Annotated in this window: 17 protein-coding genes and 2 pseudogenes; 4 read left to right on the top strand and 15 right to left on the bottom strand. The window is 32.9% G+C overall.

Annotated elements, in window-relative coordinates:
* Positions 1 to 7 precede the first annotated feature (7 nt).
* A complete protein-coding gene (locus OLM53_RS03990; protein WP_264521767.1) occupies positions 8 to 298 on the bottom strand; it encodes a hypothetical protein in 291 nt (96 codons plus the stop codon).
* A 137-nt stretch (positions 299 to 435) separates the two neighbouring features.
* Between OLM53_RS03990 and OLM53_RS03985 the strand changes: the two genes are divergently transcribed.
* Both OLM53_RS03985 and OLM53_RS03980 read left to right on the top strand, forming a co-directional pair.
* Positions 436 to 714: a helix-turn-helix transcriptional regulator gene (locus tag OLM53_RS03985; RefSeq protein WP_264521766.1), complete on the top strand. Its 279-nt coding sequence runs from the start codon at positions 436 to 438 to the stop codon at positions 712 to 714.
* 38 nt (positions 715 to 752) lie between these two features.
* A complete protein-coding gene (locus OLM53_RS03980; protein ID WP_264521765.1) occupies positions 753 to 1,154 on the top strand; it encodes a hypothetical protein in 402 nt (133 codons plus the stop codon).
* Here the strand turns inward: OLM53_RS03980 and OLM53_RS03975 are convergent.
* The 10 genes from OLM53_RS03975 to OLM53_RS03930 form a co-directional block, all read right to left on the bottom strand.
* Positions 1,151 to 2,020, bottom strand: a complete 870-nt coding sequence (locus tag OLM53_RS03975; protein ID WP_264521764.1) for a hypothetical protein — start codon at positions 2,018 to 2,020, stop codon at positions 1,151 to 1,153. The two genes, OLM53_RS03980 and OLM53_RS03975, sit on opposite strands and share 4 nt — an antisense overlap.
* Positions 2,021 to 2,024: 4 nt before the next feature.
* A complete protein-coding gene (brxL, locus tag OLM53_RS03970; RefSeq protein WP_264521763.1) occupies positions 2,025 to 4,034 on the bottom strand; it encodes a BREX system Lon protease-like protein BrxL in 2,010 nt (669 codons plus the stop codon).
* Between the two features lie 3 nt (positions 4,035 to 4,037).
* The gene (gene pglZ / locus OLM53_RS03965) at positions 4,038 to 6,533 is read right to left on the bottom strand and encodes a BREX-1 system phosphatase PglZ type A (RefSeq protein ID WP_264521762.1); all 2,496 of its coding nucleotides are present in this window, start codon (positions 6,531 to 6,533) and stop codon (positions 4,038 to 4,040) included.
* A gap of 16 nt (positions 6,534 to 6,549) precedes the next feature.
* Complete coding sequence (locus OLM53_RS03960; protein WP_264521761.1) at positions 6,550 to 7,647, bottom strand: hypothetical protein; 1,098 nt, start codon at positions 7,645 to 7,647, stop codon at positions 6,550 to 6,552.
* Between the two features lie 3 nt (positions 7,648 to 7,650).
* Positions 7,651 to 11,142 carry a BREX-1 system adenine-specific DNA-methyltransferase PglX gene (gene pglX / locus OLM53_RS03955; protein WP_264521760.1) on the bottom strand — a complete coding sequence of 1,164 codons (3,492 nt, stop codon included), beginning with the start codon at positions 11,140 to 11,142 and terminating at the stop codon, positions 7,651 to 7,653.
* Positions 11,142 to 14,642, bottom strand: coding sequence for a BREX system P-loop protein BrxC (gene brxC / locus OLM53_RS03950; RefSeq protein ID WP_264521759.1), 3,501 nt, complete (start codon positions 14,640 to 14,642; stop codon positions 11,142 to 11,144). Before brxC ends, pglX begins: the two co-directional genes overlap by 1 nt.
* Entirely contained in the window at positions 14,642 to 15,223 is a 582-nt protein-coding gene (locus tag OLM53_RS03945; protein WP_264521758.1) for a DUF1788 domain-containing protein, read from the bottom strand. The genes brxC and OLM53_RS03945 overlap by 1 nt, the downstream gene beginning before the upstream one ends.
* 1 nt (position 15,224) lies before the next feature.
* Positions 15,225 to 15,827: a DUF1819 family protein gene (locus OLM53_RS03940; protein ID WP_264521757.1), complete on the bottom strand. Its 603-nt coding sequence runs from the start codon at positions 15,825 to 15,827 to the stop codon at positions 15,225 to 15,227.
* A gap of 1 nt (position 15,828) precedes the next feature.
* Complete coding sequence (locus OLM53_RS03935; RefSeq protein WP_264521756.1) at positions 15,829 to 16,008, bottom strand: helix-turn-helix domain-containing protein; 180 nt, start codon at positions 16,006 to 16,008, stop codon at positions 15,829 to 15,831.
* 429 nt (positions 16,009 to 16,437) lie between these two features.
* The gene (locus OLM53_RS03930; protein WP_264521755.1) at positions 16,438 to 16,830 is read right to left on the bottom strand and encodes a hypothetical protein; all 393 of its coding nucleotides are present in this window, start codon (positions 16,828 to 16,830) and stop codon (positions 16,438 to 16,440) included.
* A gap of 588 nt (positions 16,831 to 17,418) precedes the next feature.
* On the opposite strand from OLM53_RS03930, the gene OLM53_RS03925 reads away from it, so the two are divergent.
* Positions 17,419 to 18,186: a MarR family transcriptional regulator gene (locus tag OLM53_RS03925; protein ID WP_264521754.1), complete on the top strand. Its 768-nt coding sequence runs from the start codon at positions 17,419 to 17,421 to the stop codon at positions 18,184 to 18,186.
* A 29-nt stretch (positions 18,187 to 18,215) separates the two neighbouring features.
* On the opposite strand, the gene OLM53_RS03920 is transcribed toward OLM53_RS03925, so the two are convergent.
* Entirely contained in the window at positions 18,216 to 20,051 is a 1,836-nt protein-coding gene (locus OLM53_RS03920; RefSeq protein WP_264521753.1) for a recombinase family protein, read from the bottom strand.
* 59 nt (positions 20,052 to 20,110) lie between these two features.
* On the opposite strand from OLM53_RS03920, the pseudogene OLM53_RS03915 reads away from it, so the two are divergent.
* Positions 20,111 to 20,995, top strand: a pseudogene (locus OLM53_RS03915) (YifB family Mg chelatase-like AAA ATPase); the annotation flags it as partial.
* Here the strand turns inward: OLM53_RS03915 and OLM53_RS03910 are convergent.
* From OLM53_RS03910 to OLM53_RS03900, 3 genes and pseudogenes are all read right to left on the bottom strand, one after another.
* A complete protein-coding gene (locus OLM53_RS03910; RefSeq protein WP_264521752.1) occupies positions 20,992 to 22,344 on the bottom strand; it encodes a hydroxymethylglutaryl-CoA synthase family protein in 1,353 nt (450 codons plus the stop codon). The pseudogene OLM53_RS03915 and the gene OLM53_RS03910 sit on opposite strands and share 4 nt — an antisense overlap.
* A gap of 156 nt (positions 22,345 to 22,500) precedes the next feature.
* Positions 22,501 to 23,363 (bottom strand): annotated as a pseudogene (locus OLM53_RS03905) (neutral zinc metallopeptidase).
* Positions 23,364 to 23,374: 11 nt separating this feature from the next.
* Positions 23,375 to 26,476 carry a PAS domain S-box protein gene (locus OLM53_RS03900; protein WP_264521751.1) on the bottom strand — a complete coding sequence of 1,034 codons (3,102 nt, stop codon included), beginning with the start codon at positions 26,474 to 26,476 and terminating at the stop codon, positions 23,375 to 23,377.
* Positions 26,477 to 26,515 lie beyond the last annotated feature (39 nt).

The raw sequence follows: 26,515 nt of genomic DNA, 5'->3' as shown, positions 1-26,515 counted from the left end.
CGAAGGATTATTTTCCTTCGATGTAATCAAGTACATCAACCAAAGTATCACAGTAAACATCTTCGACTTCTCTTACTGCAACACCGTTTTTATTTACAAATGTGACTGTATATGTATCAATCCATTTAAGCTGGACCAATACATTTCCTTTGTGTCTCAAACCATTTACTTGAAACTTAACACCACCTTGATATTCTTTGGATTCTGGTAATGCTACATAATTGCTTGCACCATAAGCCATCAAAGCCCATTTGTCTCCAAACTTGATTTGTTCTAAAATTGTTCTTGCTATCTCCATAATGTAAAGTAATACTTGATTAATATATTACAAAGTAAAGCATTATTTTATAATAAAACAAACTGTATTTGATATTTATTTAAATAAATTAAGTGATACTTGATTATTTTTTGTTAATTTGCAAAAAAGAAAAATATATGGCTATTCTCAGATTGAAAGAGATTATGAATCACAAAGGAATATCACGTGATGATTTAGCGAATAAGGTCGAAGTGTCACCCACTACCATATCCAATATATCTAGTGAAAAAAATCTACCGACAATACAACTGCTATTAAAGATTGCCGAAGCATTAGATGTAGATGTAAGAGAATTATTTGTTCCAACTAAAGGAACTGCTATAACCCAACAAGAAGTTGATGAATCAAAAGAATTAATTCGAAAAGGTTTAAAAATTTTAGATGGCGAAAAATAGTTTGTCCAATTCATAGATATTTATTATCAAAGCAAACTATGAAAAATCAAACAATCAAACTAAAATGCGGTCACGAAGTTGAAGTAATTGCAATTGACATTAGAAGAACCTATGGTGAGATTTTGGCTGGGTCACCGAGCTTCGTAGACAACTTTCATGTATATGAGAATTTAAAAGCACCCGAACAATGGGGAAAACGTAAAACCGTGATGAATCAAGAGAGTTTCAACTTAGATTTGAAACACTTCAAGAAATACACAGTTTATCTTTGGCTTTCATCAAACAAAAGTATTGATGACCCGTTTAAAAAATTCGATGGTTCTGAGTTGGTAGTTGTTTGGGCAATAGATGACTTATTCTCTTTTTCAATTAACTCACTTATAGAAGAAGGAATAGAAGGATTCGATTGGGAGTCTTATGCAGTAAACACCAGTATTTAGACGTTACTTTTAGAAGAACCAATCCACCTTTCAATATCGTTAAAACTTGCTTGAATCACCATCCATGAAATTTTACATGTATCAATATCTGGATTAAAATTATTTGATAGTTGGTGATATGGGTGTACAACATTTCTAAAATCTCTTAGTACATGACTAAATTTTTTAACATCTAATTGTATCCATCCAATTTCATGAGCAACATCAATCATCTCATTTAAAGTCCAATCTGCAAAATATTTTACACTACCATCTTTTTGTTTCGGTACGTTCTTTGCCGAATTTGCTATTCGTGGATTTTTCTGAAACATTCCCAGCAATATACCTTCAAGAACACTCCCCATTAAAATTATTGCACCAATTGGCGAGTCATTTTCAATACAGTTATTGATTTCTACCCAACGCTTTTTTAGGATTTCGGCTAATCCAAACTCGAAATTTAAAAAATCAAAATTAGGTGGCGGTAAAAATTCAAATTTGCTAATATCTTCCTTGCTGGTCTCCTCAAAATTATAATTGGGTACAATTTTAGAAAGTATTGGATTAACACCTTCAATTGAAATTTTTAGACCTTCAACCATTAAAATTTCATTGAGGGTCCTCAATGCCAATTGTATTTTTTCCCTATCTCCACCATAAAGTTTTGGCGAAGCAAGTCTTATTATTACTTTTTGTAAATCAACACCACTTAACCTATTTATTAAATTCGATGTCCACGGATTTCTACTACTCCCATCATGAACTTCATTTATTCCAACTTCTTGAAAGAATTTCGATAAATAAAACGAACTTCTGTAAATAGGGTGCTTTTCTTTTAAATCACCACAAATAAATTCAGCGATTTTATTTTTTGTAGTTGCATCCATAAAATTATTTTACAAACGTCACTTCACAAGCTTTACACAATCTCTTTTCTTGGATGTATTCATTGACATCATACCATCCTCCTGTCTTCTGCCAAATATCCAATCCACGACCTAAAACAATCTTCCAACCATTATTCATCACTATTGAACGGTCATGAATATTTTCATCGAATTCGTAGGTGAAAATAATCCCAATCGATTCTAAAGAATAGGTCATTTGCTCAAAAGCGTCTTTTGCACCTTCTATATAATCTTCATTGTTACTTGTTACCAGATGCAATTTTACCTCAGTATCTGGGTCTTTTTTCTCCGAGATTAGTTTTGCCAGCTCCATAAAATTCCTCAGTTGATACGGTAGTCTTACATAAGGGTCAACTACTTTAAAATCTGTTGTTCCAAGTAAATAAGCTCCAAAAAGTAAATCATAAGAAATCCCTGTTTGGTTATCTCTGATTATTTTTTGACCAGCACTAAGTGTAATTGGTGTTGTTACTTTAGTTTCTATTGCATCCTCGGATTTTATTTCTGATTCAATTACTTGCTTTTCAAAAATAGGTTTTAGATGCTCCAGAACTTCAAGAGTTTCTATTTCAACTTTTTTACCAGAACTTTTGATAGTATAGCTAAAATCAACTTCTTCAAAAGTTTCATCCATATTCTGCAATTGAAGCTTTACTCGTTTTCTACATTCAATAGCAAAATCTAAAAGCTCCTTCATTTCTACTTCAGATACTTCACCATGTGGATATAGTATTTTTGCTAATCCAGCACAAGTTTTGATGATAGCCGTTTTATCTCTGGTCGTTATCGAATCAGATAATTCGAAGTATTTTGAATATTCATTGGTCCTGTCTTCTTTACGAAGCTCTTTGAGTATTTCTGCTAAGTAATCAACTATGAATCCATAGTCAGATGTGAACATATCGTTTCTTAGTTTTTGAACTTCCCACCCTGGCAAATAGGCATGGATTCTGTCTAAGAAAGCTGTGTCATAGTAGTCCTTTGGTAACGCATCAAACAAGTTGCTATGTTTCAACATGTATGGAACACTGTGGTCCGTATTACCAACAAAAACCATTGACGCTGAAGCACCATAGACTTGAGTTCCTCTTGAAAAGGATTTGTTTGCCATGTAGTTCTTCATGATGTCAACCAATCCACGGTCAGTAGATTTGGTTTTACCAGCAAACTCATCATAAGCAACCACATCCCAGTAACCAACTAATCCGATTTCTCCAGAGCTGTTATTTACAAATAGTTTAGCCTTTGAAACTTCACCACCAGAAATCAACATTCCATGTGGTGAAAGCTCCGAAAAAATGTGTGATTTACCCGTTCCTTTTGGACCAAGCTCAATCAAGTTGTAGTTATTCTCAACAAATGGGACAAGTCTTGTTAATTGAAGCAACTTGGACCTAAAAGTAAATTCATCTGGATTTAAACCTATGGTTTGAAGAAGAACATCCATCCATTCTTCTTTACTAAAAGATTTTCTTCCTTCTTTAAACTCTTCAAGGTTGCTAATAGAAATTTGAATTGGTTTTATGGTTTCAATAACCCAAGGTGATGTACCTTTTTCATCAGTAGAAACATATCCCAAAGTTAAAATACACCAAACACCACTTGACAATAGTTTTTGGTGCTCACGAATCACTGAATCAGCAATTGGAATTCTATTAAGTCCTAAATTGGCAAAGTATGCTTCGTATTGGTCTTCTCTATCATTTAGTTTAACCGAGATTTTATCAATGATTCTATGCGACCCTTTTTCTCTTACAGTTGACTTAATGATTTGTGCCTCGTCTCTGTGAACAAAGTGTTTGGTTATTATATTCTTAACCGTTTCAACTCCTTGAAGTATGGTTTCTTCATCACTTGTAGCACAATACTGTCCAAGAAGATACTCAAGAACATATATAGGTACAATAGCATTTCCTTTGACTAATTTTGTAAGGTCTTTACGAACCACCTTACCACCAAAGTGTTCGTTTAATTTTGTGTCTAATGCTTTCATATATTAAAAATCATCAAAGTCGTTTGTAAACGATATATTCAACGTGTAATAGTATTCTTGGTATTGTTTCCATTTTGAAGTGCCTTCAACAGGTTCTTCTAAAACCAATAGCACTCTTTGGTTTTTGTACTTTCCACTGGCTTTAGAACTTAACTGGAATCGATGTTTAACTTCTCTTTGTCGTTCGCTTCCTTCTTCGATGTCAAAATTGTATTTGAATTGGTCACTTAATTCCTCACCGTCTTCTGCACGTATAAAAGCTCGAATGTTTCTAGGTAATACTTGCTCGCTAACAGCTTCTTTCTGAATAAATGAAACTGCAAGAATATTTGTTGTAATTCTGTCAGTAGATTTAATGATGTCGATGTCAACTTGAGTTGTTGTATCCTGTCTTGTTTTAGTGATTTTAACCAACGGAATTACTATTTCTTGTAAAGATGCTCCACCATGAATAAAACGTGAACCAGCACCCTTTATTCTTAGTCTGTTTATGGATTTTGGAATCAATACATCAACACCCGATTTTATATCAAGTTGTTCGCTTTTAAATGCTTTTGTTGCTGAATCATTAGAAAGGTTTTTACCTAAGATAAATCTTCTGTTTTCCTTCCAAATTTCACCTATGTGATTTGATTCACTAAAATCACTTTCTGCTAATTCATTATGTTGATAGATAAAACCATGGTCGGAAGTTATTATCATATTATAACCATTCATGTTGTTTATCTTCTTTAGCATATCCATCAAGAATGCAAACTCTTCTTCAACAGCTTCAAATACTTTTTCTTCTGTTGTTTTATCGTCACCAGTCTTATCTATTCGATTATGGTAGATGTAAATCAAATCATATTGTTTCACAAAATCACGACCTTCTTTGGCAGAATTCATCTTCATAAAGTCCTCTGCCTTGATTGCTGTTGCTCTAGCGTCAGAGTTAGTTTCAAGAATTTTTGAACGACCTTGAATACCACTACTTGACATACCATCTATGAGGACCAAATCACTACCATCTTGAATACTTAATTCTTTATGAGGAAGTAATGAAGCCATCCCCAATTGAGTATATGAGGGTAAACTTGCAACCATGTGACCAATTGAGGCTTCGTATCGGTTCTCTGATTGTAATTTTTTTGCTAATTCAGCACCACATTCATATCTAAACGCATCTGATATAATCACAAACAATCGTTGTTTTTTATCGACTACAGGCTTTACATGTGTATTGTAAAAATGTTTTTGACTGGTTGCTGAATCGATGGTCCATGATGAAAGATTATCAATCACACTTTGCCAGTTGTTGTTATATATCAACAACCAGTCATTTGAATATACTTTCTCTACCTTATCAGCTAATTCTGCAAGAATTTTATTTTGATTGGTCCTTCTATAGCTCCAAATAAATTTACGGTACAACAAATCTATTTCGTAAAGACTGGTTGCGTAATCCTTAGTTCCTTCAGCAAATGAATCATATTTGGTGTTGCCATTTTTTCTAACCAATGTTATCATTTGCGATGCAAAAACAATACTTTGATAAAATGATTCCAGTTCACCATACCAATATTTATTTTCACGTTGTTTCACATACTGTAAAACTTTATCGTTTGATATTCCTTCAGAAGTAATTAAATTAACAAGCTCATGGATTACCTTCTTATCAATGAGTTTAAACAAGTCATCACTCACAAGAGAATCTATATTTGATTGATTCAACTTGTTTTCTACATCAATGTCTATTGCGATTTTATCCGAAACCTTTCCGAAAAACTCTCTAAATTGAATTGTGTCTTTCCAAAGTGATAACAAAAGCCTTGATTCTTTTGCTATTCCATTTTTAATTCCAAGTACGAAGTTTGAATTAAATACTTCCAGAAGGAAATCGTAAATTGAAGGTAAATCATTTGTGTAGTTATACTTTCGTTTAATTTCGCTCCAGTAGTATTTGGTTAAATTATACCTATCTAGGTCCTTGTCAAACTTTTCGTTTCCATCAGAAAAAGAGGAAGCGTGTGCATGTATATATGTTACCAAACTGATGTTCTCAGTTCCAAATGTAACAGCAAGCATCTTATAACGTATTTCTTGATAATCATCACCGTCACCCAAAAAATCTTTTAGCTTCAGTCTTCGTTCTTTAGCTCTAAAAAACTCCATGTGCTCGGTAACCAACTCTTTCAGATGATAACCCAATCCCATTTCTTGAAGCCACATCGCTTCTTGGTCTGTATGAAACACTTGATGTGCTAATTCCATATCCAACAACCAATTGTCTTCGTTGGCTGGTTTTTCTCCTGTAAAGTACAATAGAAACTTACCTTTAGGGTTTTGTTTGTTGATAATGTGTTTGACAGCAAATTCGTTTCCTTGAACGTGAATTTTGGACACATCATCAAGTAACACCTCGTTGAATTGTTCTGTAAGTTCTTCCTTTTCATCGTACCAAAAAATGATACGATGTTTATTGAACAACTTTATTAATGCTTCTGATATTTTATTCATAGAACCTAGGTAATAATTATATGCTCTCCTCTGTCTCTTGAACAAAAGCCTCCAAAAGTTTAATCTGTTCCTCTGGACCTAATTGCTTAAACAGGATTTTAGTTTTTTCTGTTAGTTCTTGATTATCTTTCTGGACCAAAGCTGTATTTTCTCTTTCTGCTTCTGGAGAAGAAAGCAGTTTAACAGAGTTCCCTTTTACGATGTGTTCTTTAACCAATTTGGCAATGACCTCAATTTTTTTGTCTAATGCTTCTATTTGAGGTTTCGTTCCTTTTTTATGCTCCTTAAGCTGTCTTTTAATTGCTTTCTCAACTTGAATTGATATGTTTTCAAGAAGGTCTTCTTCTCTTTGTTTTTCACCATCAATTAGTTTTTGATTATCACCATAACTTTTAGTAATCTGAGCAACTGTAGTTTTGTATAATAGGTATGCAGAAAATACTTCAAAACCTACTTTGATTAATTCTAAAAACTTGCTTGCTATGTCAAAATTGATATTAATGACGAAATCAATGGAACCATTATCAACTTCAATTAATTCAATATCCTTTGGTGATTCACCTTTAATCAGACCATAATATATCAAAAGACTAGTATTCCATTTATTAATTTCTTTAGCCAAATTTTTCAATCCACCGATTGTTTTTTCATCATTAAATTTGATGGAAAAAATTGCGTTTTCATCAGTTTGAAGAGTTGAATAATCTTTATCAAGATAGGGTTTAAAAATAGATTTCAAGTTCTCCAATTTTTCAATGTTTTCTGTAATCTTTGCAATCAAGTCATTAAATATTGGAGTTATTTCATTGTAGTATTGATTTACATCTACAACATTTGAACTCAATAAATCTTGAAAAAGTTGAACAAAATTTGTTTCCGTGAATGGTTGACAACCATTTGGTACTAATATTGATTTAAGAAATAACGGAGTTTCACTTGAGTACAAGGCACTCATTTTAAGCATTTGTTTTTCAGTTAGTTCCTTTAGCAAAACAATGTTTTGCCTATTACTTATTATTGTATTGTAATTATCTTGGGTAGTTTCCCAAAAACCATTTTGTTGTAGATTTTCATCTAAGTACTCAATTTGCTCTATTAATTTTCTTATTGTCATTCTCTATCTTATTTGCGTTACATCAATCCAATCAAACTCTTTAACCTTTTTCTTTGTCTTAGCATCATTTAATCCAGCGACATCTTTGATTGCTTTACCAAACTTGTTATAGTTTACCAAAACACCTTCATCTAGGTCTATATTGATGCGTTCTATAGCCAAAGGTCTCAGTGTTTCTCTTTCGTATTCTTGAAGCTCTATAAGCACCAATTTAAGCTTGTCTTTTTCCTTTTGAGCTTTAGTTTGTTCTGTGGAAGAACCAGACACGATTAAATGGTCCAAGTGTTCCAAACGAGTGTTTAGCTTTTCTCTATACTCAATCAGATAGCCATTCAAAATTTTATTAAGAGTATCTGTTGTATAGCGGTGCATGTAAATCAACACATTGAATGAACCTTTGGGTGACGAGAACATCCAATAAATTGGTCTTTTCTTGTAACGCTTGATATGGTCGTTGTAAAAATCTTTCACAAAATATTTGCGAACATCTTTACCCAGACACTCTTCTACAAATGCCAAGTTTTTATCAAAGTTAGCAGTACCGAAACTTGCTTTTAGAAACGCATGAAAACGTCCTGTAATGTCATCCTCAAACCATTCGTCATCCAGAACAGGTATAATGTTGTCATCATCTGGAATAAAACTCAATTGGTCCTTGGTCTTTTCTATTTTTGCCAAATAGTCTTCAAGAGTTTCACCTTGATTGGCAAGAATTAATCCTCCTTTGTCTAATGAATAACGACCAAACATGCAACCCACCGCATAACTCAAGAACTGAGCAAAAACTTCCTCTGTTTTAAATGTCAATTGCCCATTCTCAATTACTGTTTCTTCTTTTAGAATAGTTATATCTTCTATTTGAACTTCTGGTGATAATTCCGCTTGTAAACCATAGATTTCTATGAATTTTTTATTTAGCTCTTCTTCGTTTTTGTGTAATTGGTAAAATCTATTTTTCCAGTATTGCTGATAGAGGTCAAAAGCTTCTTCAAGGTCTTGGGATTTGTGACTAATGATTTTAGACTGAATAAAATCATCTGAATTTTCATATGAAATCCAATCCTCTTTTGCTATATCTATAGATTTATTTACTAATTCTGATATTTCTTCATTTTCAATTTTTATTATTGGTAATGATGCCACTGTACCAGCACCATAATTGAGGGTAGGATTGATTATATTTAATATTTCTTGAGATACTCTTGAGTTTAAAAAACCTAAATAAACATTAAAATTGTTTAGTTTACTTTCAAGAAATAATGATGACCCAGCAGAATCGAAAATTGTCTTTTTGTCAGAAAATCTTGCACAAAATTTATTTGATGATAATGCATTCCATGAAATTGAGTCTTGAAAATATAAGTCCTTACTTCTCAAATTGGCACTCGAATTTTTGAGTTCTTCTCCTTCATTTTGCCAATTGATAATGTAATCAAAATTACCATACCATCTTCTAAAATTGCCACCTTTATTGTAAAATACCCACTTGCAGTTTCTATCAATTCTATTATATTCTACTTCACTCCAAAGTCTTAGAAAATAATCATTTTTACCAGTATCTGCACCCTTTTTTGGAAGTTCAACTTCCCCAAGTAGTTTGTTGTTAAAGAGTTTTAAATATCTCTCACTCAACCAATATCCAATTGGATTGCCAGGGATTTTTTCAAAATTATTTTGGCTTTTGATAAAGTATAATTTTGAGCTTTTGTTAGTTTCAATTTCTATTGTAGCCAATCGTTTTAGCTCAGATGAATTAAAATCAACTAATCTAAAATAAACACCTTTATCATCTAATGTCCTATTCCAAAAAGTAAAAGAAGCATTTTGTACCACTTCACCACCAATCTCTGGAAAAGTACGAGAACCTAGATGCAAATTAGTATCGAAGAAAACGTTTTTAACTAGTCTCTCACGAAGTTTTTCGTAGCTACTCAAGAACATCCAAGAATGTTGGTTTATCATACCTAAAAAGCCTCTTGTTTGTAACATATTAATTCCAGCTTCCATAAAGCAAGCCATCAAATCTGCTTTGCTATCTGGGTAGTTTACTTTTACATAATCACCTAAAATTTTGTTCATATTTCCACCACCCATGTACGGTGGGTTATCTACAATACAATGGTATTTTTTACTCAAAAGAATCAACTGTTCAATAGATATTTTCAATTGTTCTAGTTGATACTTTAGGAATGCATCACTAGTATTTTCTTTCGCAATAATTCCAACTAATGTCCTTTCTAATTCTTGGGTAGAAGTATGTGGTACAATCAAAGAACCATAGTTGGTTGCCTGTTGCATTTGTGTTAAATCGTAATTTAACTCATCTGTTAACTTAATTCCAATTTGCTTAAATGTTTCATTATATTCATCTTTGCTCAGTACCAAATCTTTATAACAAAGTATAGTCGGTTCAACTTCTTTTCTAAAAAATCTTCTGTTATAACTTCTGGCTTTCATCATCAATGCCATTCCAGCTAATTGTGATGCACGTTCATCAATTTCGAAACCGAATAGATTGTTTTTGATAATGAGTTCTGGTATCTCGTTGGTATTGTATCCTTCTTCTTCGTAAATTTTGTACAATAAATCAAAACCATAAACCAATATGTGACCACTACCACAAGCTTGGTCCAGCAATGTTAATTCTTCAATAGAATTTAACTTTAAGTAGTCTTCATTGGTCACCGAAGGAGATTCAATAAAATATGGCATGTGCTCTCTTAACTTGGAATTAGGTTTGTTTTGTAACCATAACTTTCCAACAGTATTTTGAACCATATATTCTACAATCCAACGTGGTGTAAACAACTGAGTTGCGGCTGGTATATCTTCCTTTTTAACAGCCGATTTTGAGGCAAAAACCTCATCTTTTTTCTCAGAAATATAAAATTGATACAACCATCCGATAACTTCCACTTCAGCACAATCTTCAATACTCATTCCATCACGAATATCTTGTATAATGGATAGTTCTGATGTAAGGTCATCTGGCAACAACAACTCGGTGTAATCGTTGATTCTTTCAAACAAGAAAGGAAAAACTTTATTCAAATGGTTACATGCTCCAATCAATAAGTCTTTGTATGCCTCATTTTGTGCATTGGTACTCGGTATTTTTCCATCCAATAAATCATAGATTCGTTGGTTCTTAACCGAAAGCTCTTCTGGAATGTGACCTTGCTTAGCCTCATCCAATAATTCTGGAAGGGTGTAGCCATCCTTTGGTGTCAACACACGAATACCTATGGGTTGGTAATCATTAGCATCCATGAAGCGTAACGCCATAAAACGGTTAAACCAAGTGTATGTAACCTTATCTATTATTTGTTCCTTAGAAGTCCTCTGAATGGCTTCTTTTAGCTTTTGAACTTGGTCTGCTTTCTCACGAAGTTCGGGTGTATCAGTATGCAATACATATTCCAATTTAGCTCCCACTTGTTCTAGGAGTTTCCTTCTGGCTTCTTGAGCGAATTTTTTTAGAGCGTTTGTATTCATTATAATGAAATTCTTCTAGATTCTTTAATCTGTTCTAACAAAGCCTTTTTAAGTGCCTCAACATAGTCATTTACATCAGCTTCGGTCCTCAATTCTGTTTTGTCAAAATCAACCTTGATGGAAGCTCTTCTTATGTAATGTGGTGTTGGCTCATTTACTACACCAGAACCACTATCCGCTGGAGTACTCAAACGAATCATTTCGTTTAACTGCTTTGGAAATAAGTGTTCCAGTGTTTTTGATTTGGCATCACGAATCAAAGCAATGTAACGTTGCGTCTGTAGTTTATCGATAACCTCTTGAAAAGGAAGGGTTATCTTGTTTTGATTTGCTGAATCTAACATGATAAATTCTTCTTTTGATTTGATGTCATCTATAGCACCTTGGATAGCAGAAATAGCTTTGGTTTTCTCTTCACTGATACGTTCCAAAACTTTCTTAGTTAATTCATCTTGAGCTGTTTTAGCTTCTTTTATTGAATTACCGCTATAAGGTTTTGGGTTATCCAATAACTCCTTTAAAATATTGAATTCATTACCTTCAACGTAATCAAAGTTGGAAACATCACTCTTTACGATTGTTCTTATACCTTCGTAAATTTTTAACTGGTCACCATTGATAAATCGCTTGATTGGGTCCAGTAGATTTTCCTTGGTATCTAGTAACTCATCTTCAAAATCTTTAAGATTTGTAAGGTAATAACTGTATTCTTTGTTGGATAATTTAGCTATCAACTCTTTAAACTCAGTCAAACTTGACATGAACGGAAGTTCACTTTGTCTAGCCATCAATTGAGCTAAATCACCATTCATTTCTTTGAGTTTTTCTTTGAAAGCATTAGCAACATCTTTAGCGTCATTTAATGAGCAATTCTCGTCAAATGCTTCCGCATATACTACCTTCAAATCTTTTACTAATTTCGGGTCAATAACAGCTTGTGGCTCTAGCAAAGTATTTGCGTAACTAGCAGAATTTAACAAAGCTTGAATAACATCAATGTCTTCCAATACGTTTGAATCCTTCTTGATTTCAATCTTACCACGCTTGTATAATTTGGCTACAATGGTCCAAACCGCATTTTGATACCAACCGTAAGGTTTCTTTGCGAAAATGGTTTTAAGGTCATTTAAAGTAGTTCTATCAGACTGTCCTTTTCTTCTGTTGATAATAGTCAAGATTTCAGATTCAGCCTCACTCATGGTTTCATCATCCGATTTAAACAAATCATCAGCTTTACCACCAATAACTTGCTTGAAAGTATCTTCTGAAAACTGAGTAGCTCCCAACATTCTTAAGTTCACATAAACCGTTTTAATCAAATTTTGGAAGGCATTTACGACAAGTGTTTTGCCATCTGAAGATTGACCAGTTTGAATCTTTTCACCATTCAAAAAAACATCAGCAGAAGCCAAGGCTTTGTTTGCCATCAATAAAAGGTTTCTTCTTCGTTCTGCATTTTGCATCCCTTTGTCTTGAAGGATTCTTTTTACCTCGCTTTTGTTTGCTGTTGATTGGTTTTGTTTGTTGTATTTATCTGTTTTTAAATACATCTTAAGGTCCTTCATGAATGTAGCGTCAGAAGGAAGCAAAATCTTCATTCCAGAACTAGCTATCGTTTGAGATTGTATAAAAGTGATGTTGGTAAAATCAGAATAGTTCTCAGTGAGTATCTCTATCTCCAATTCTTTTTCACGCCCCAATACAACACCGTCAATCTTGCTGGTGAATTCATAGTCCTGTTTGTTGTCATTGTATTTAATTTTGTTGTCTCGAATAATTTCGTCAAACAAAATCTCTTTTAGTAAATTGGTAATTGCTTGGTCATCAATGTCGGTGTTCTTGATTTCTTCTTCGATGTCTTTTTCGTCATCAGTTAAGAATTCATAGATGTCACCATTGCGTTGAACATAGCTTTGATTCTCCAGTAAATTCAACGCTTCGTCAATCTTTTGTTCGTGCGTTTTTAAATCAACTCCAATAGAATCAATCATCAACACAGAAATATTGCGTTTCGTTGTTTTGAAATTACCGAAGTATTTCACTAAGAAAAGAGCTTTCAAGACCTTAACCGCAAACAAATTGTCAAGATTACGCTCTGCTAGTTGAATAGAGCTTTGTATTTGTCCTTTCAATTCGTTTCGAATTCCATCGAACATCAAATCAAAACTTACTAACGAATCAGCACCACGTTCTTCAATATTTTGAATAACCTGTTGGAATACACCCAACATGCTTCTTTCACCTACAGACGCATGTTTACCTTGAAAAGCATTATGAGTTGAAAGTGCTATTCTACATTGTTGGAATAAATCGAACTGATAAGATACAAAGGGCATCTTATTGGCAAAATCTACATCGTTTTTAAAACCTTTAAACTGAACTCCCGAATCAGAAAAACTCAATAGGGTATCCAACAAAGCACTTTCTTTTTTAAAGGTGCTGGTCAAACTCGTATGTGCATCTTTGTTTTTCTTTAAGAGCCTTTTTTCGATTACTTCGTCAACGTTTGCTGAAGTCAAAGGAACTTTTATTTTGAATCTTGCTTGGATTCGTGAAAAGTCATTTTGTTGGCTTTTGCTCATGTCGCCAACAACCTTTTCCATATCTTCTTGTGATGTTACAAGTATCCATGAATTACCTTTGGTTGTTGTAGCTAGAGTTTCAGCAATAGTTTGAAGATTCAACATCAATTTGGTATTATCACTAATATATTGACCAACCTCATCGACAAAAAAGTTCAACCTAAAACCTTTTGGTTTCATCTTGATGTATTCGTTTACTCTTTGGCAGAAATCTTCAATGGATTGCTTATGTTTGTCCTCTATCGAATCTAAGATATTTTCGTACTTGGAAGAATCAGTTCCAAAAATTTCACCCAATGCTTCAGCTATACTTGAAGTAACCAGAGGGTCAAAATAATCGATTCGAGCTGTTTCCCAATCAGAATTATGTTTTGCCTTGAACAAAGGTTTAAAGGCTTCGTATTTATCCTGTTTATCCAGCCACATTTCAAATTCGGCAACGTGTGGTTGGAAGCCATAGTACCCTATGTGGTCATAGAACACTTTGTAGAAAACTGAAAGGATTGCATTTGCATCAGCTTTACTTGTAATTTGAGCTTGTTGGTCAATATTGAATAGAATAGATTCAGAAGGAATTCTGGTGGCAGAAAGCACATCGGCTTTAAGCATCTCATCATCTTCAATTTTTTCGGCAAACAATTCACCACTTTTATAACCGTTGAATTCTTTGTTTTCTAATACGTAAGAAACAATCTTCAGCAAGTGTGATTTACCACTACCAAAGAACCCAGAAATCCAAACACCATTTGCTCCGCTATAATCATTGTAGCTTTGGAACAAATCTCTGATTTTCTTGCCAATTTCTTTTGTTATTACATACTCCGCAACTTCGGTTGAGATGTTATCTCGGTCATCAGCTTTGATTACCGTTTCAATATTTCTATTGATGTCTTTTTCGAAAAAATCTTTTACTATCATTATTTAGGTTCTAAGATGTCAATATTAAATGCTCTGTAATAGTTGTCGTCTTTTAATAATCCGAATAGATTCAATGTGTGACCATTGTAATCCCCAGGAAAAAACGTAACCGTTGGTGAATCTTTGGCAACATTCTGAAGGTTATTCAATATATTGTGGGAGCGTATGTAAGGGAAAACCATTCCAATACCTGTCAAAAAGTAAACCTTGGATGGATTATCATCAATCATTTGTTTTATCCTAGGCATAAGGATTTGATGAATGTTAAGTGTTGACTGCAATGCACTCAAAAACTTATCTTTATCCTTGGATAACTCAATCTTGAACATGCGTTCCATACCGCCTTTTTCTTCAAGTATGTCGCAAACTATGTCGTATAAATTTAGTTCAAGTACCGATACACCAGAAGTCTCTAATTTGTTCTTTAATAGCTTTATTGAATCACAAACTTCTAATTCTTGGCGAGCGTCATAAGCTGTAATAAAGAATGGGATTTCACCGCCCAAAGCCTCTTTATTCAAGAAACGCTTTGATGAAATCACATTGTATAAGTGCGAAAATTTTGCTGTTATATCTACCATGTTATTCTTTTGCTCTTTGTATGTCGGTATCTGAAACCAATAGTACTTTCAACCAATTTGGGTTATCTTGGACCAGTGCTTTCATAAGTTTGTAATCTATGATTTGCGGTTGAATAATTCTATTCTTAATGTCATTAATTAATCCAGCCTGTTCAAGTATTTTGAATGTTACTTGTTTAATTTTTTTCTCTGTCAATTCTGTTAGAGAATCCATCTCTTCATGAAAGTCGAACTTTCTTCTGTAAAATGATATGTAATCACCATCAGTAATTTGATAGTCATATACCAATACCTTTTCACGAACAACCTCTACGATGAATTCCCTAATAAACGAATATGATTTACATACTGAGACCAGAGTCAATTGTTTTTGGGTCACCAAATCACTATTTAACAACACTTCAACCTGTGCTGGTGTTAAGTGCGATATTCTTTTCTTGAACTCTGATAACATTCGTTTACCTGTTGATGATTTACCACCACCTAAGTCATTGGTATAGTCAACCTCAATACCATCATGATAGGCACGAGCAACCAATAACATCTCGTTTAATCGCAACGAAGATGCTGTAAATGAAAAGTCATATTTATTCGATATTGTCATTTTAATTTATCAGTTCCTTAATTGGAATATTTAAAATTTCACTCAATTTTTCTAGGTGTTTTTGTGAAGGAACACTTTTTTCTTTGACCCAATTGCTGACAGTCACTTCACTAACACCAAGTCTTGATGCTAACCATTTTTGCTTAACCCCCTTTGTTTTCAATAGTTCTTTTAACAGCATGTCTTTAAAAAAAATTAAAGTTTTCCTTCGTGTAAACTTAAGAAAAAAAAGCATGCTTTTAGAAAAAAATCGTAAAAATCAATTGAAGTGATTGAACACCTTTGAACTAAGGGGTTTTAAAATATCTTCACACGCAAATACTATACAAATTGCTTCGTGTTTACGTGTGCGTCATGCCCCATAACGCAGAGATAAAACATCGTTATTGATAATTATGAGTTCAAAAAAAATCCATAAAAAATTTAAAAAATATTTTTTTTCAAAAAGGCGTTTTGGAAATTAATTTCCAAATTACCCAGAAATATTTAGGTTCGAATCCCACATCATAGACATGATTTTGTTAACGGAGGATGGTCCTAGGGAGGGGAGGTAACTGCTCCAAACGGAGGGAGGTCTACCCATTTAGGATGGTAGCCCAATCATTAACGGTTAAGCTTTTTTTAAATGCTTTCTAATCTTTGCAATCAAGGTCGGAATGATAGGTCTGATATCGATTGAATAGCGAATTCTTGCTGGAAAATCATCTATTTGAATCATACTGGTAGAGACTACCCGATTATTGAACAACAATACAACAGTAATATGGTCCTCGTCTCTGGTCTTTGAGGTATCTTCATTAGTACTGGTTGAATTGTACTTAGAATATAGGTGTTTCAAAGTTTCTGATTTCAAATGGTTCTTAATCATGACAGTTACTGACCTAATTATATTTATTGCAATTTCGAACTCGACATCATCCTTTTTGAAATTATGGTCCTCAAAGTAACGCTGACAGATTATTTTACCTCTGTAATTTAGGTTCAATTCGAATTGATTTTTCATGTTTACTTTCATAATATATAGTTTAAATTAAACCGAAAAATAGGACTTTCAATTTGCATGGGCTGGGTAACTTCCTTTAGGTTGGGTCAATAAAACACTAATCATCCTTGGTAGGTTGATGTGGGTTTTGGCTTCGCCTTAATTCATTGATTAGTATAAAAAGGCTTCGCCTTGTTCTTCGTTGAAGTGAGTATTCGCTTCGCTATTGATATTTATTAGTACAATTATTGTATCCAAAGGATTTGAAAATTGTTGGCGATGTATCGAAGCCTATGCGAAGATACTCGCTAAAACAATTTTCCAAATTCATATCACTATAAAAACACACTTACCTCACGGAGTTTTTTATTATACTTATATAGTATATGGTATAATAATTATACCTATATTGGTCTATTATTTATACCATTAAAAGCTTTTTAACTAAAAGTTTCAACTTAGACTTTACATTTTGGGGCGTAGTGATATATTTATAGATAAGTAATGTGATTCAACTGTACAGACATTGCTTTCGGTTGCTGGGGAGTTAATTACCCCAGCTTTCCTTACCGAAAAAAGGAAAATAATAAGGAAATAAAAAACAATCAAATGAAAAACAAAACTGTTATAAGAAAAGCAAATGTGAACGGTCAGTTCACTACCGTACATAACTCAATATTAAGAGACAAGCGATTATCACCCAACGGATTTAGACTTCTCGTTAATATTTTGTCCGATTCCGATGAAAATTTCAAACTATCACCAACCGTATATTGCAACAGGCTCGATATAACTAAATCAACCTTTTTTAAAGCAATCTCAAATCTCGAAGAATGCGGATACATTAAACGTGAAGAATCAAAATTAGATAAATCGAAAAATCATTACACGGTTTCTGAGTATGGTAATTTAACTCCAAATCAAAATGAGGTCACTAAAAATAATTCAATCTCAACAAATAAACAGGAAGTGGTAGAATCACAATCAACTCTACCAGAAGGAATGACTCAAGAATTTTATGATTACATGTTGACTTTAGTTAATCTTATGGACTATAAAGAGTTTGAAAGACTCTTGATTAATGAATGGTTAGGGGATTTAGGTATCAGTACAAAGGCAGAACTTGAAAAGAAAGTAAAAGCTTATTTAGTGGGTGTTTACAGTGAATATCTTGGTTTTGCAATGAATCCAGACAAGCACCCCAAAGCCCTTGAAGAATACAAAAAATGGTTAAAAAAAGAGATTTTTACAAATCATAATTTAAGTATCAATGCTCGGTCTAAATGGTCATATTTATCTTTGATTAAACATAAAAAACCACATAAGACTGATTTTGAAACAGAAATGGGTGATTACTATGAAAACCCAAAAGATTAACTAAAAATTTCAAGATAAAAACAAAAGCATTAGTTAGTTTTAAATTGATTGTTATCGGCTAAAAAATTATCAATGTAATGATATTTCTTAAAGACTAATTGTTTTAGTTCAGATAGTCTTGGCTTAATTTTTAGTAGTTGGTCATCTATGGTTTGAAGGTCATCCACATTTACAATGTCTCCACCAACTCTAATAGTTTTATTAGAAATAACTCTAATAGAACACGTAGCTTTGTACAATTTAATATTTAGAGTTTGTTTCTTGTCGATAAGCAAATAAATGAAATCATCCATTTCATTTGCTTGTTTAACGGTTTTACTTCTTGTAAAATACTTCAATTTAAGTTTGACAATTGTAAATCGCATAGATTGGTGTTCAATTGAAATTTTTTCAATGAAAAAATTTATGTAATTCTTTACACTTTCCTTTGACTTCTCAATTAAATCCAGATTTGATAATACAATCGAATTAAAATCTTGATTCTTAGTATCAATTGTTTTCTTTTTGTTTTCTAACCTAAATAACTCTTCATTTAGTTTATCAAGTTGTCTGTCATATTTGGAAATTTGTTTACTGATTTCACTAAATCGGTCACCCATCATTTTTTTATTCTTAACTTGTTTAAGAACTTTTTGGAAATCAGAAATCTCTTCTAATTCAGTCTCTAAAGAACTAATTTCTTCCGTTGTTTTGGTTATTAATTGCTCAGTTTTTCTTAGTTCTTCATCTGGGTTGAAGAGTTTGACAGCATCATAAAAATTTTTAATATCGGATTTCAACGTAATCCAAACGGCACTATCCAGCATTTCAAGACTTATCGCTTTTTTGTTTTGACATTGATGCATTCTGGTCCTTCCAGAGCATCGATATGCACTTTTGTTTACACCATTTAGCACCCTATAATTCGCTAAGAAGAACCTACCACAATACTCACATTCAATCAACTTTGAAAGCAATGTAATGTTAGTATTTGATTTTTCTACTCTAGTATTGTTGGTTTGAAGTAACATTTGAACTTCATTGAAAACCTCTCTAGAGATTATTTGAAGGTATTTAATTTCAGTATTTGTAACAATATATGGTTCTGCTTTTTTATTCGTTTTATATTCTGGGTTTTTTCGTTTGTTGCTTGTTATCTTAAAACCAGTATAGGCTTCCTCCTTTAGTAGTTTGTTAATATTCCTTTTGCTATGAGTATAGATAGGATAGTTCTCCAAACTACTGCAATGTTTAACGATTTTACTTATTGAAGTACTGGATGTTCCTGTACCCTCTATTCCATTTATATACCAGAAGAAAATCTTCCTTACAATATCTGCATTAACTGGATGCTCCTCATAAGTGTTTCTTTTATCATTATACGGTACTCTTTTATAACCAAAGAGTTCTTTACCTGGTATGGAAAGTCCTTCTTTCATCAAAGCTGTTTTGGCTTGTTGGAATCTGAATTTTTTTGCCCTAATTTCAGACTCTGCAAACATTCCGTATAGTGCAAAAAGATTATAACCACTTTCTGAGACTGTTCCATTATCCTCAAAAAGCCTATAATTACCCTCTTTTAGAATTAGCTGTATTCTATTATTAACAAACCAATCCCTTAAAGAAAAAAGTACCGATTGTCTTCTTGCTAATCTTGAAATCTCAGAGCAAAATACGGTTTGATATTTTGGGTTTTGCTCAATGAACTTAAACATCTCAGTAGTCCCCACTTTATCAACTTCATCTACTAATCCAGATTCCTTGGTCTCAATTACATGAATTTTTGTAAACCCTAAATTTTTAGCATACTCCAAAAGTGCATTTTTTTGAGGACCCAAATCTTGAAAGTAGCTACTAACCCTAACTAGTATTACAGCGTGCTTCATTATGATTTAATAAAAAAACAAAGATATAAAAAGATGCTATTATATCGACACCTATATTTATTTTGATTGGTCCACCAGGTTCTGGGAAAACAATGTTAGCAAAGCGGTTACCGAGTATCCTACCTCCAATGACCTTAAATGAAGCTTTAGAGACTACTAAAATTCATAGTGTAGCTGGTAAAGTAAAAGATACTGGCTTGATGAATCAAAGACCTTTTAGAAATCCACATCATACGGCGTCAAGTGTTTCATTAGTTGGTGGAGGAAGTTATCCACAGCCTGGAGAAATATCGCTGGCTCATAATGGAGTTTTGTTTTTAGATGAATTGCCCGAGTTCAAAAGAGAAGTTTTGGAAGTAATGCGTCAGCCTTTAGAAGATAGAGAAGTGACTATTTCGAGAGCTAAATTTACAATAACCTATCCTTCCTCCTTTATGTTAGTGGCTAGTATGAATCCAAGTCCAAGTGGCTATTTTAATGACCCTGATTCCCCAATACAATCTTCTTCCGCTGAAATGCAACGTTATCTAAGTAAAATATCGGGACCCTTGTTAGATAGAATTGATATTCACATTGAAGTGACTCCCGTTCCATTTGAAAAGCTAACAGAGACTCATCCTGCAGAAAATAGTAATGAAATCAGAAAACGAGTTACTCAAGCTAGAGAAATTCAATCCAAACGATTTGAAAATTTTGAAGCTATACATTACAATGCCCAAATGAGTACGAAACAAATTAGGGAATATTGTGCTTTAGATGAGGCTTCATTACAGCTTTTAAAAACCGCTATGGAAAGACTCAATCTTTCCGCACGAGCTTATGACCGAATTCTGAAAGTATCCAGAACGATAGCCGATTTGGAGGAATCAGAAACAGTAAATTCTAATCATATTGCTGAAGCCATTCAGTATAGAAGTTTAGATAGAGAAGGGTGGTTGGGTTAACTAAATTTATAATATCTAGCCCCAAGTAACACTGGATTTTCTTTTTCAATACTATCTAAATAAAATTCGCTTTTTGGAACAATGACTGATTGTTTTAATTCTTTTTTATGCAGTTTTTCATAAGTACTAAAATCAATTGAAGTACGTTTTTCTAACGTTTCAAATAGTTTCACTTTTTCAATTTGGTTTTGCCAATTTTCTGAAATTTCAGCTTCAAAGACTTTCGATTTGGAACCACTGCCGTAAGCTATGAAACCGAATTTTTGATTTGTTAAATTTGTTTTCTGTTTGAAATGATAGCAAAGCGTTGATAATAATCCCAAGAAAATGGAACCAGTATAAATGTTGCCAACTTGTCCAGATGCTATTTCAGAAGGCAGAATTTTTTCAGTAACCATTGCTAAATATTCTGGACTTTTAGATAACGCTTTGATTTTTTCTTTTACAGTTTCTCCAATTTGATTCTCTACTAGCTCAGGATTTTCATTAGCAAAAATTTCAATAAAAGTCCGTCGACCTTGAAAGCAGTAGGGAAGATGCATTAGAATGTTGGCCCAGTTTTGATAGAGTTTGCCCTTTTGATTGCTTTCTGTCTTGTAATGTTCGTAAGCTTCTGTAATTCGGTTAATATAGCATTGGTTTGAATACTGTCCGTCAAATACAGGTTGTTCTTTATAAATAGCAATTTCATTTTCTAAAACCCCATGCCATTCTGGATTTCCTTCTAATTGTAGTGCCTCTTCTTTTGTAAAATGACGTCTTGGTTTAAAGAAATCGAATACACCTTCAGTAGCCACTCCAACCTCATTTGAAAAACTTATTATTCTTGGATTGGCTGTGATTAACATCGCAATAGCACCAGCACCTTGTGTATATTCACCAGTAGAATTTAAATCGTATTTGGCATTATCAGAAGCAATTACAATGGCTTTTTTGGTTGGATTTAATCGAATATAATCTAAGCAATTTTGTAATGCATCAATAGCACCAATACATGCAAATGTCAAGTCAACGACATCACAATTTCTGAAACTGGCTTCTCCGAAAATTTGTTCTAAATTCGATAAAACATAGGAACCAACAGGTTTTGAACTATCAATGCCGCTTTCGGTTCCAACATAAATTCTATTGATTTCTTTTGGATGTATAGTTTCCTGTTTTATCAGTTTTAATGCTGCGTTGGAAGCCATTGTTACAACATCTTGATGGACATCAAGGAAACTCATTTTGTGTAGTCCTAAACCTTTGATGAGTTTGTCAGCTTCAATATTTCTTTTTTCTGCTAACGTGGTAATCGGTAAATATAATTGTGGAATATCAAATGAGATACTATCAATGCCTACTTTCATTTTGTTATTTTTTGCTTCACAAAATTAAAAAAGCCAACTTCAATATGTCTTGAAATTGGCTTTAAAATTGTTATGTTGAATACGATTTATGATTATGACAATAAAATCATAATTAAATTTTTGAAATGCTATTTTTAACTTTAATTACTGATAATTTTAATTCATTAAGGCTGAAAAAGTGTCTCCTTGTTTAATGTCACCCGTGGTATATCCTTTCTTAAACCAATACATTCTTTGTTCAGAGGTACCATGTGTGAATGTGTCGGGTTGCACTTGCCCGGACATCTTACTTTGAATAGCATCATCGCCAACGGCATTGGCTGCACTTAACGCTTCTTCAATATCGCCAGCTTCTAAATATTTTTTATTGTAATGAGCCCAAACTCCAGCGTAAAAATCAGCTTGGAGCTCTAAGCAAACCGAAAGTTTATTGGCTTCTGCTTCACTTTTTCCCGATTGTAATTGTCTTACTTTGTCTGAAGTGCCAAGTAACTTTTGCACATGATGCCCCACTTCATGAGCAATAACATAGGCCGTCGCGAAATCGCCACCTTCGGCACCAAAACGCGATTTTAGTTCTTTCATAAATTCTAAATCCACATACACTTTTTGGTCCCCAGGACAGTAAAACGGTCCCGAAGCTAAGGTTGCACTTCCGCAAGCAGTTTCTACAGCATTAGAGAACAAAACCATTTTAGGATCTTCATAGTCCATTCCGTTTTCTTGAAATACTTGCCCCAAGTATCTTCAGTGTAGGCAAGAACTGTTTTTGCAAAATCACCAATTTCTTTTTGTTCTGGAGTTAATTCAATAGTATCCCCACTTTGAGAAGTAGTCGTTTGATTTTGTTGTACTTGATTTTGAATGTTATCAATTAAGGGGGCGCTTTCGGGCATGAATATTTTTAAAAGAAAAAAGACTATGGCTAATCCACCACCACCAAGTGCCAACTTTCCACCACCTGACATTCCTCTTCGGTCTTCTACATTGTCACTTTGACGATTTCCTATCCATTTCATAGTAATACATTTTAATTAGCGGTTATCCATTTACTAATGATTTTTATTAAAACACTTTTATCTATTGGCTTTGGTATGTAATCATTCATACCATACTCAATGCATTTTTCTTTTTCTCCTACTATGGTTCCGGCGGTTAATGCAATGATTGGAATTTTTTCTACATGTGGAATTTTTCTAATTTCTTGTGTTGAGTCGTATCCGTTCATTATTGGCATTTGAATGTCCATTAATATTAAATCAGGTAAAAGAGATTGCGTTTTTTCTAATACCTCTTTTCCGTTTTCAAATTCATAAATACTGGCATTGGGCAGAATTTGTTTTATCAAAGTCTTTGCCAAAAACATATTTATTTTATTATCCTCGACAATATAAATTACCTTTTCCTCATTACTTACCACATTATCGGATTTTTTTAGTGCTATAGAGGCTGGTTTGTTTTTTTCTGTTGCTTGTTGGTTTGAATAAGGAACTTCTAACACAAAACTAAACTCACTTCCTTTCCCTAATTCGCTTTCTAACTCTAATTGACTATTCATTAGGCTTAACAGTTGATTTGAAATCGATAAGCCTAATCCAGTTCCACCAAATTTCTTGGTTGTCGAGTTATCTTCTTGAGAGAATGCTTCAAATATTTTTAATTGATTATTCTTTTTAATACCAATTCCAGTATCCTTTACAGAAAATTTTAATTGAATTTTATCATGATCAATAAATTCAAAAACAGAAACATGTAAACAGATTCCCCCTTTTTCAGTAAATTTTACGGCATTGCTAAGTAGATTAACCAATACTTGTTTTAGTCGAATGTAATCAACCCAAATATATTTAGGAACCTTTGGATCGATGTCTAAATTAATTTCTAATTTTTTAAGATTGGCTTCAAAATTTACTAAATCAACTACTTGATTTGTAATTTCTTCTAGATTAATTTTTTCAATATTGAGTTCTAATTTCCCTGATTCTATTTTTGAGAAATCTAAGATATTATTGATAACCTCCATCAAAGAATTGGCCGATTGATTGATGGTATCCATGTATTTCCTTTGGATAGTTTCTAAATTAGAATTCATCAAAAGCTCGGTGAATCCAATAATGCCATTTAAAGGCGTTCTAATTTCATGACTCATATTTGCCAAAAACTCAGATTTTGCTTTGTTAGCTGCTTCAGCGTAATTCTTAGCTTTGATAGCTTCTTCAGCTTCCATTCTTTTTGTGATATCGATAAAAATACCAACAATAAATTCTATTTTACCCTCTTTGAAAATAGGTTCTCCAAATTCTTCTACCCAGATATAATGACCAGCTTTGTTTATTATGCGATAGATTAAATGAATTTTTTGTTTTTCTTTAAATAACTCATCTGCTTTGTTCTTAACAATTTTTAAATCTTCTGGATGAACCAAATCAATATAATAAATTTTATTTTGAAGAAAATCTTCTTTAGGATATCCTGTTAGTCTTTCTATTTCGTCATTCAAATATATTTTAGACCATTTGTCATCATATCGAGAAAGGTGCACAGTTCCTGGTATGTTGTTTGCCAGCAGACGGAATTTCTCTTCACTTTCTTTGATTATGGATTCGTTAATATTTCGTTCTATAGCATAGGAAATATTATTAGCTAAAGTTTGTAGCGTGCTAATCTCATCATTGGTCCATTCGCGTTCATTTTGAGTTACAACGAACCCTATGGCACCATATAGATTTTTTTTAACGAAAACAGGTAGTAGTAATATAGATTTTGTATCTACTTTGTCAAAAAATGCTTTGCTATACTCATTTTTTATTTTTCTTGTTACGGAATAATAAGGTTTGTTTTCAAGTAATTTTTCTACTACGTCTGGAATCTGAGAATATGAAACTTCTAAAATCAATGGATTTAATTCTGTTAATGATTTAGTTTCCCCTGACCATCTATATTTTTGGGTTAAAGTTTTAGTTTCTGAGTTGTTTTCAAAAAAGGATAAACGGTCCACTTGGATAACATTACCAATTGTGTCTAAAATTCCATGGAATATTTCATCCGTATTTTTGGACATTAAAAACTTTTGAGTGTTTTTATTAATTACTGTCAAAATTTCACTTTTATAAGAAAGCTTTTTATCCGATTCTAAAAGTAATTGTGATTCTATGGCAATGGCAATCAAATCGGCAATAGAACGCGAAAAATTGATGTCTTCATTATCCCATTCGGTTGCTTTTTCAATTTTTTCAAAACATAAAATCCCTTTAATTTCACCATTAATAAATATTGGAGTGTCTAATAAAGATTTGATATTGTTTTTAGGGAAATAATCAAAGCAAAGCTCTTGTGTAGTAAGATTGTCATACACATTTGAAGCAACAATTTGTGATCCAGTTTCAATGTTTTTAAAATAGACAGGATGACTTTCTTTATCTAAGAAGAAGTTTTTTTCAAAGCGATCACTTTGTAAATAATAGAGACTTTCACAACGTATGCCATCTTTTTGAAAAGCCCAATAACTTGCTCTATCGATGGTACAATTCGTGCTTGCTATTTTAAGTATGTTTCTCAGTATTCCGTTGAAAGTATCTTTATTCGAATAACTTTGAGAAGTTAATATTTTTAATGTCTCGTTATGGATTCTAACTTTTTTACTTCTGTTATAATGTTCAATTTCTAGGCTCTTTATCAATGTAATATCTCTGGCAATAGCTGAAAAACCTATAACTTCATCATTTTCATCTTTCTTTAAGGTTACTTTTTGAGAAACCCAGACGATATCTTTGTCTTTTTTCAGTATTGGAAAAACTAAGTCACTGTATTCGTTAGCTTCCGTTGGAATATCTTTATAAAAATCGACAACGTAGTCTACATAATCTGATCTAATAAATTTATAGAAATAATTGTCTAGAACTTCTTCTTTTGGAAAGCCCAGTGTTTTTTCTGTGAATTGATTTACATAGGTAATTTTTGAATCTAAATCAATTTCGTATATCAAATCGGCAGCTGATTCAATTAGACTTCTATACTGATTCTGAAGAAGAATTTGACCAGTTACATCTTGACCAATACCAATGATAATGTCCTCGGTATATTTTTTATCTTTCCACTGAATGTATTTGTGGTCTCCATTTTTGCATTTCAATTTTCGGATGTACAAACGCTCATCAACATAATCATTATG

Origin of the sequence: Flavobacterium sp. N1994 (assembly GCF_025947145.1) — a bacterium.
Lineage (GTDB): Bacteria > Bacteroidota > Bacteroidia > Flavobacteriales > Flavobacteriaceae > Flavobacterium.
This window is presented reverse-complemented; position numbering and strand designations above follow the sequence as displayed.

What these genes read in the sequence shown, in the direction of transcription:
- OLM53_RS03990 (WP_264521767.1), bottom strand. Translation starts at nt 298, where the DNA reads ATGGAGATAGCAAGAACAATTTTAGAACAAATCAAGTTTGGAGACAAA.
- OLM53_RS03985 (WP_264521766.1), top strand. Translation starts at nt 436, where the DNA reads ATGGCTATTCTCAGATTGAAAGAGATTATGAATCACAAAGGAATATCA.
- OLM53_RS03980 (WP_264521765.1), top strand. Translation starts at nt 753, where the DNA reads ATGAAAAATCAAACAATCAAACTAAAATGCGGTCACGAAGTTGAAGTA.
- OLM53_RS03975 (WP_264521764.1), bottom strand. Translation starts at nt 2,020, where the DNA reads ATGGATGCAACTACAAAAAATAAAATCGCTGAATTTATTTGTGGTGAT.
- brxL (WP_264521763.1), bottom strand. Translation starts at nt 4,034, where the DNA reads ATGAAAGCATTAGACACAAAATTAAACGAACACTTTGGTGGTAAGGTG.
- pglZ (WP_264521762.1), bottom strand. Translation starts at nt 6,533, where the DNA reads ATGAATAAAATATCAGAAGCATTAATAAAGTTGTTCAATAAACATCGT.
- OLM53_RS03960 (WP_264521761.1), bottom strand. Translation starts at nt 7,647, where the DNA reads ATGACAATAAGAAAATTAATAGAGCAAATTGAGTACTTAGATGAAAAT.
- pglX (WP_264521760.1), bottom strand. Translation starts at nt 11,142, where the DNA reads ATGAATACAAACGCTCTAAAAAAATTCGCTCAAGAAGCCAGAAGGAAA.
- brxC (WP_264521759.1), bottom strand. Translation starts at nt 14,642, where the DNA reads ATGATAGTAAAAGATTTTTTCGAAAAAGACATCAATAGAAATATTGAA.
- OLM53_RS03945 (WP_264521758.1), bottom strand. Translation starts at nt 15,223, where the DNA reads ATGGTAGATATAACAGCAAAATTTTCGCACTTATACAATGTGATTTCA.
- OLM53_RS03940 (WP_264521757.1), bottom strand. Translation starts at nt 15,827, where the DNA reads ATGACAATATCGAATAAATATGACTTTTCATTTACAGCATCTTCGTTG.
- OLM53_RS03935 (WP_264521756.1), bottom strand. Translation starts at nt 16,008, where the DNA reads ATGCTGTTAAAAGAACTATTGAAAACAAAGGGGGTTAAGCAAAAATGG.
- OLM53_RS03930 (WP_264521755.1), bottom strand. Translation starts at nt 16,830, where the DNA reads ATGAAAAATCAATTCGAATTGAACCTAAATTACAGAGGTAAAATAATC.
- OLM53_RS03925 (WP_264521754.1), top strand. Translation starts at nt 17,419, where the DNA reads ATGAAAAACAAAACTGTTATAAGAAAAGCAAATGTGAACGGTCAGTTC.
- OLM53_RS03920 (WP_264521753.1), bottom strand. Translation starts at nt 20,051, where the DNA reads ATGAAGCACGCTGTAATACTAGTTAGGGTTAGTAGCTACTTTCAAGAT.
- OLM53_RS03910 (WP_264521752.1), bottom strand. Translation starts at nt 22,344, where the DNA reads ATGAAAGTAGGCATTGATAGTATCTCATTTGATATTCCACAATTATAT.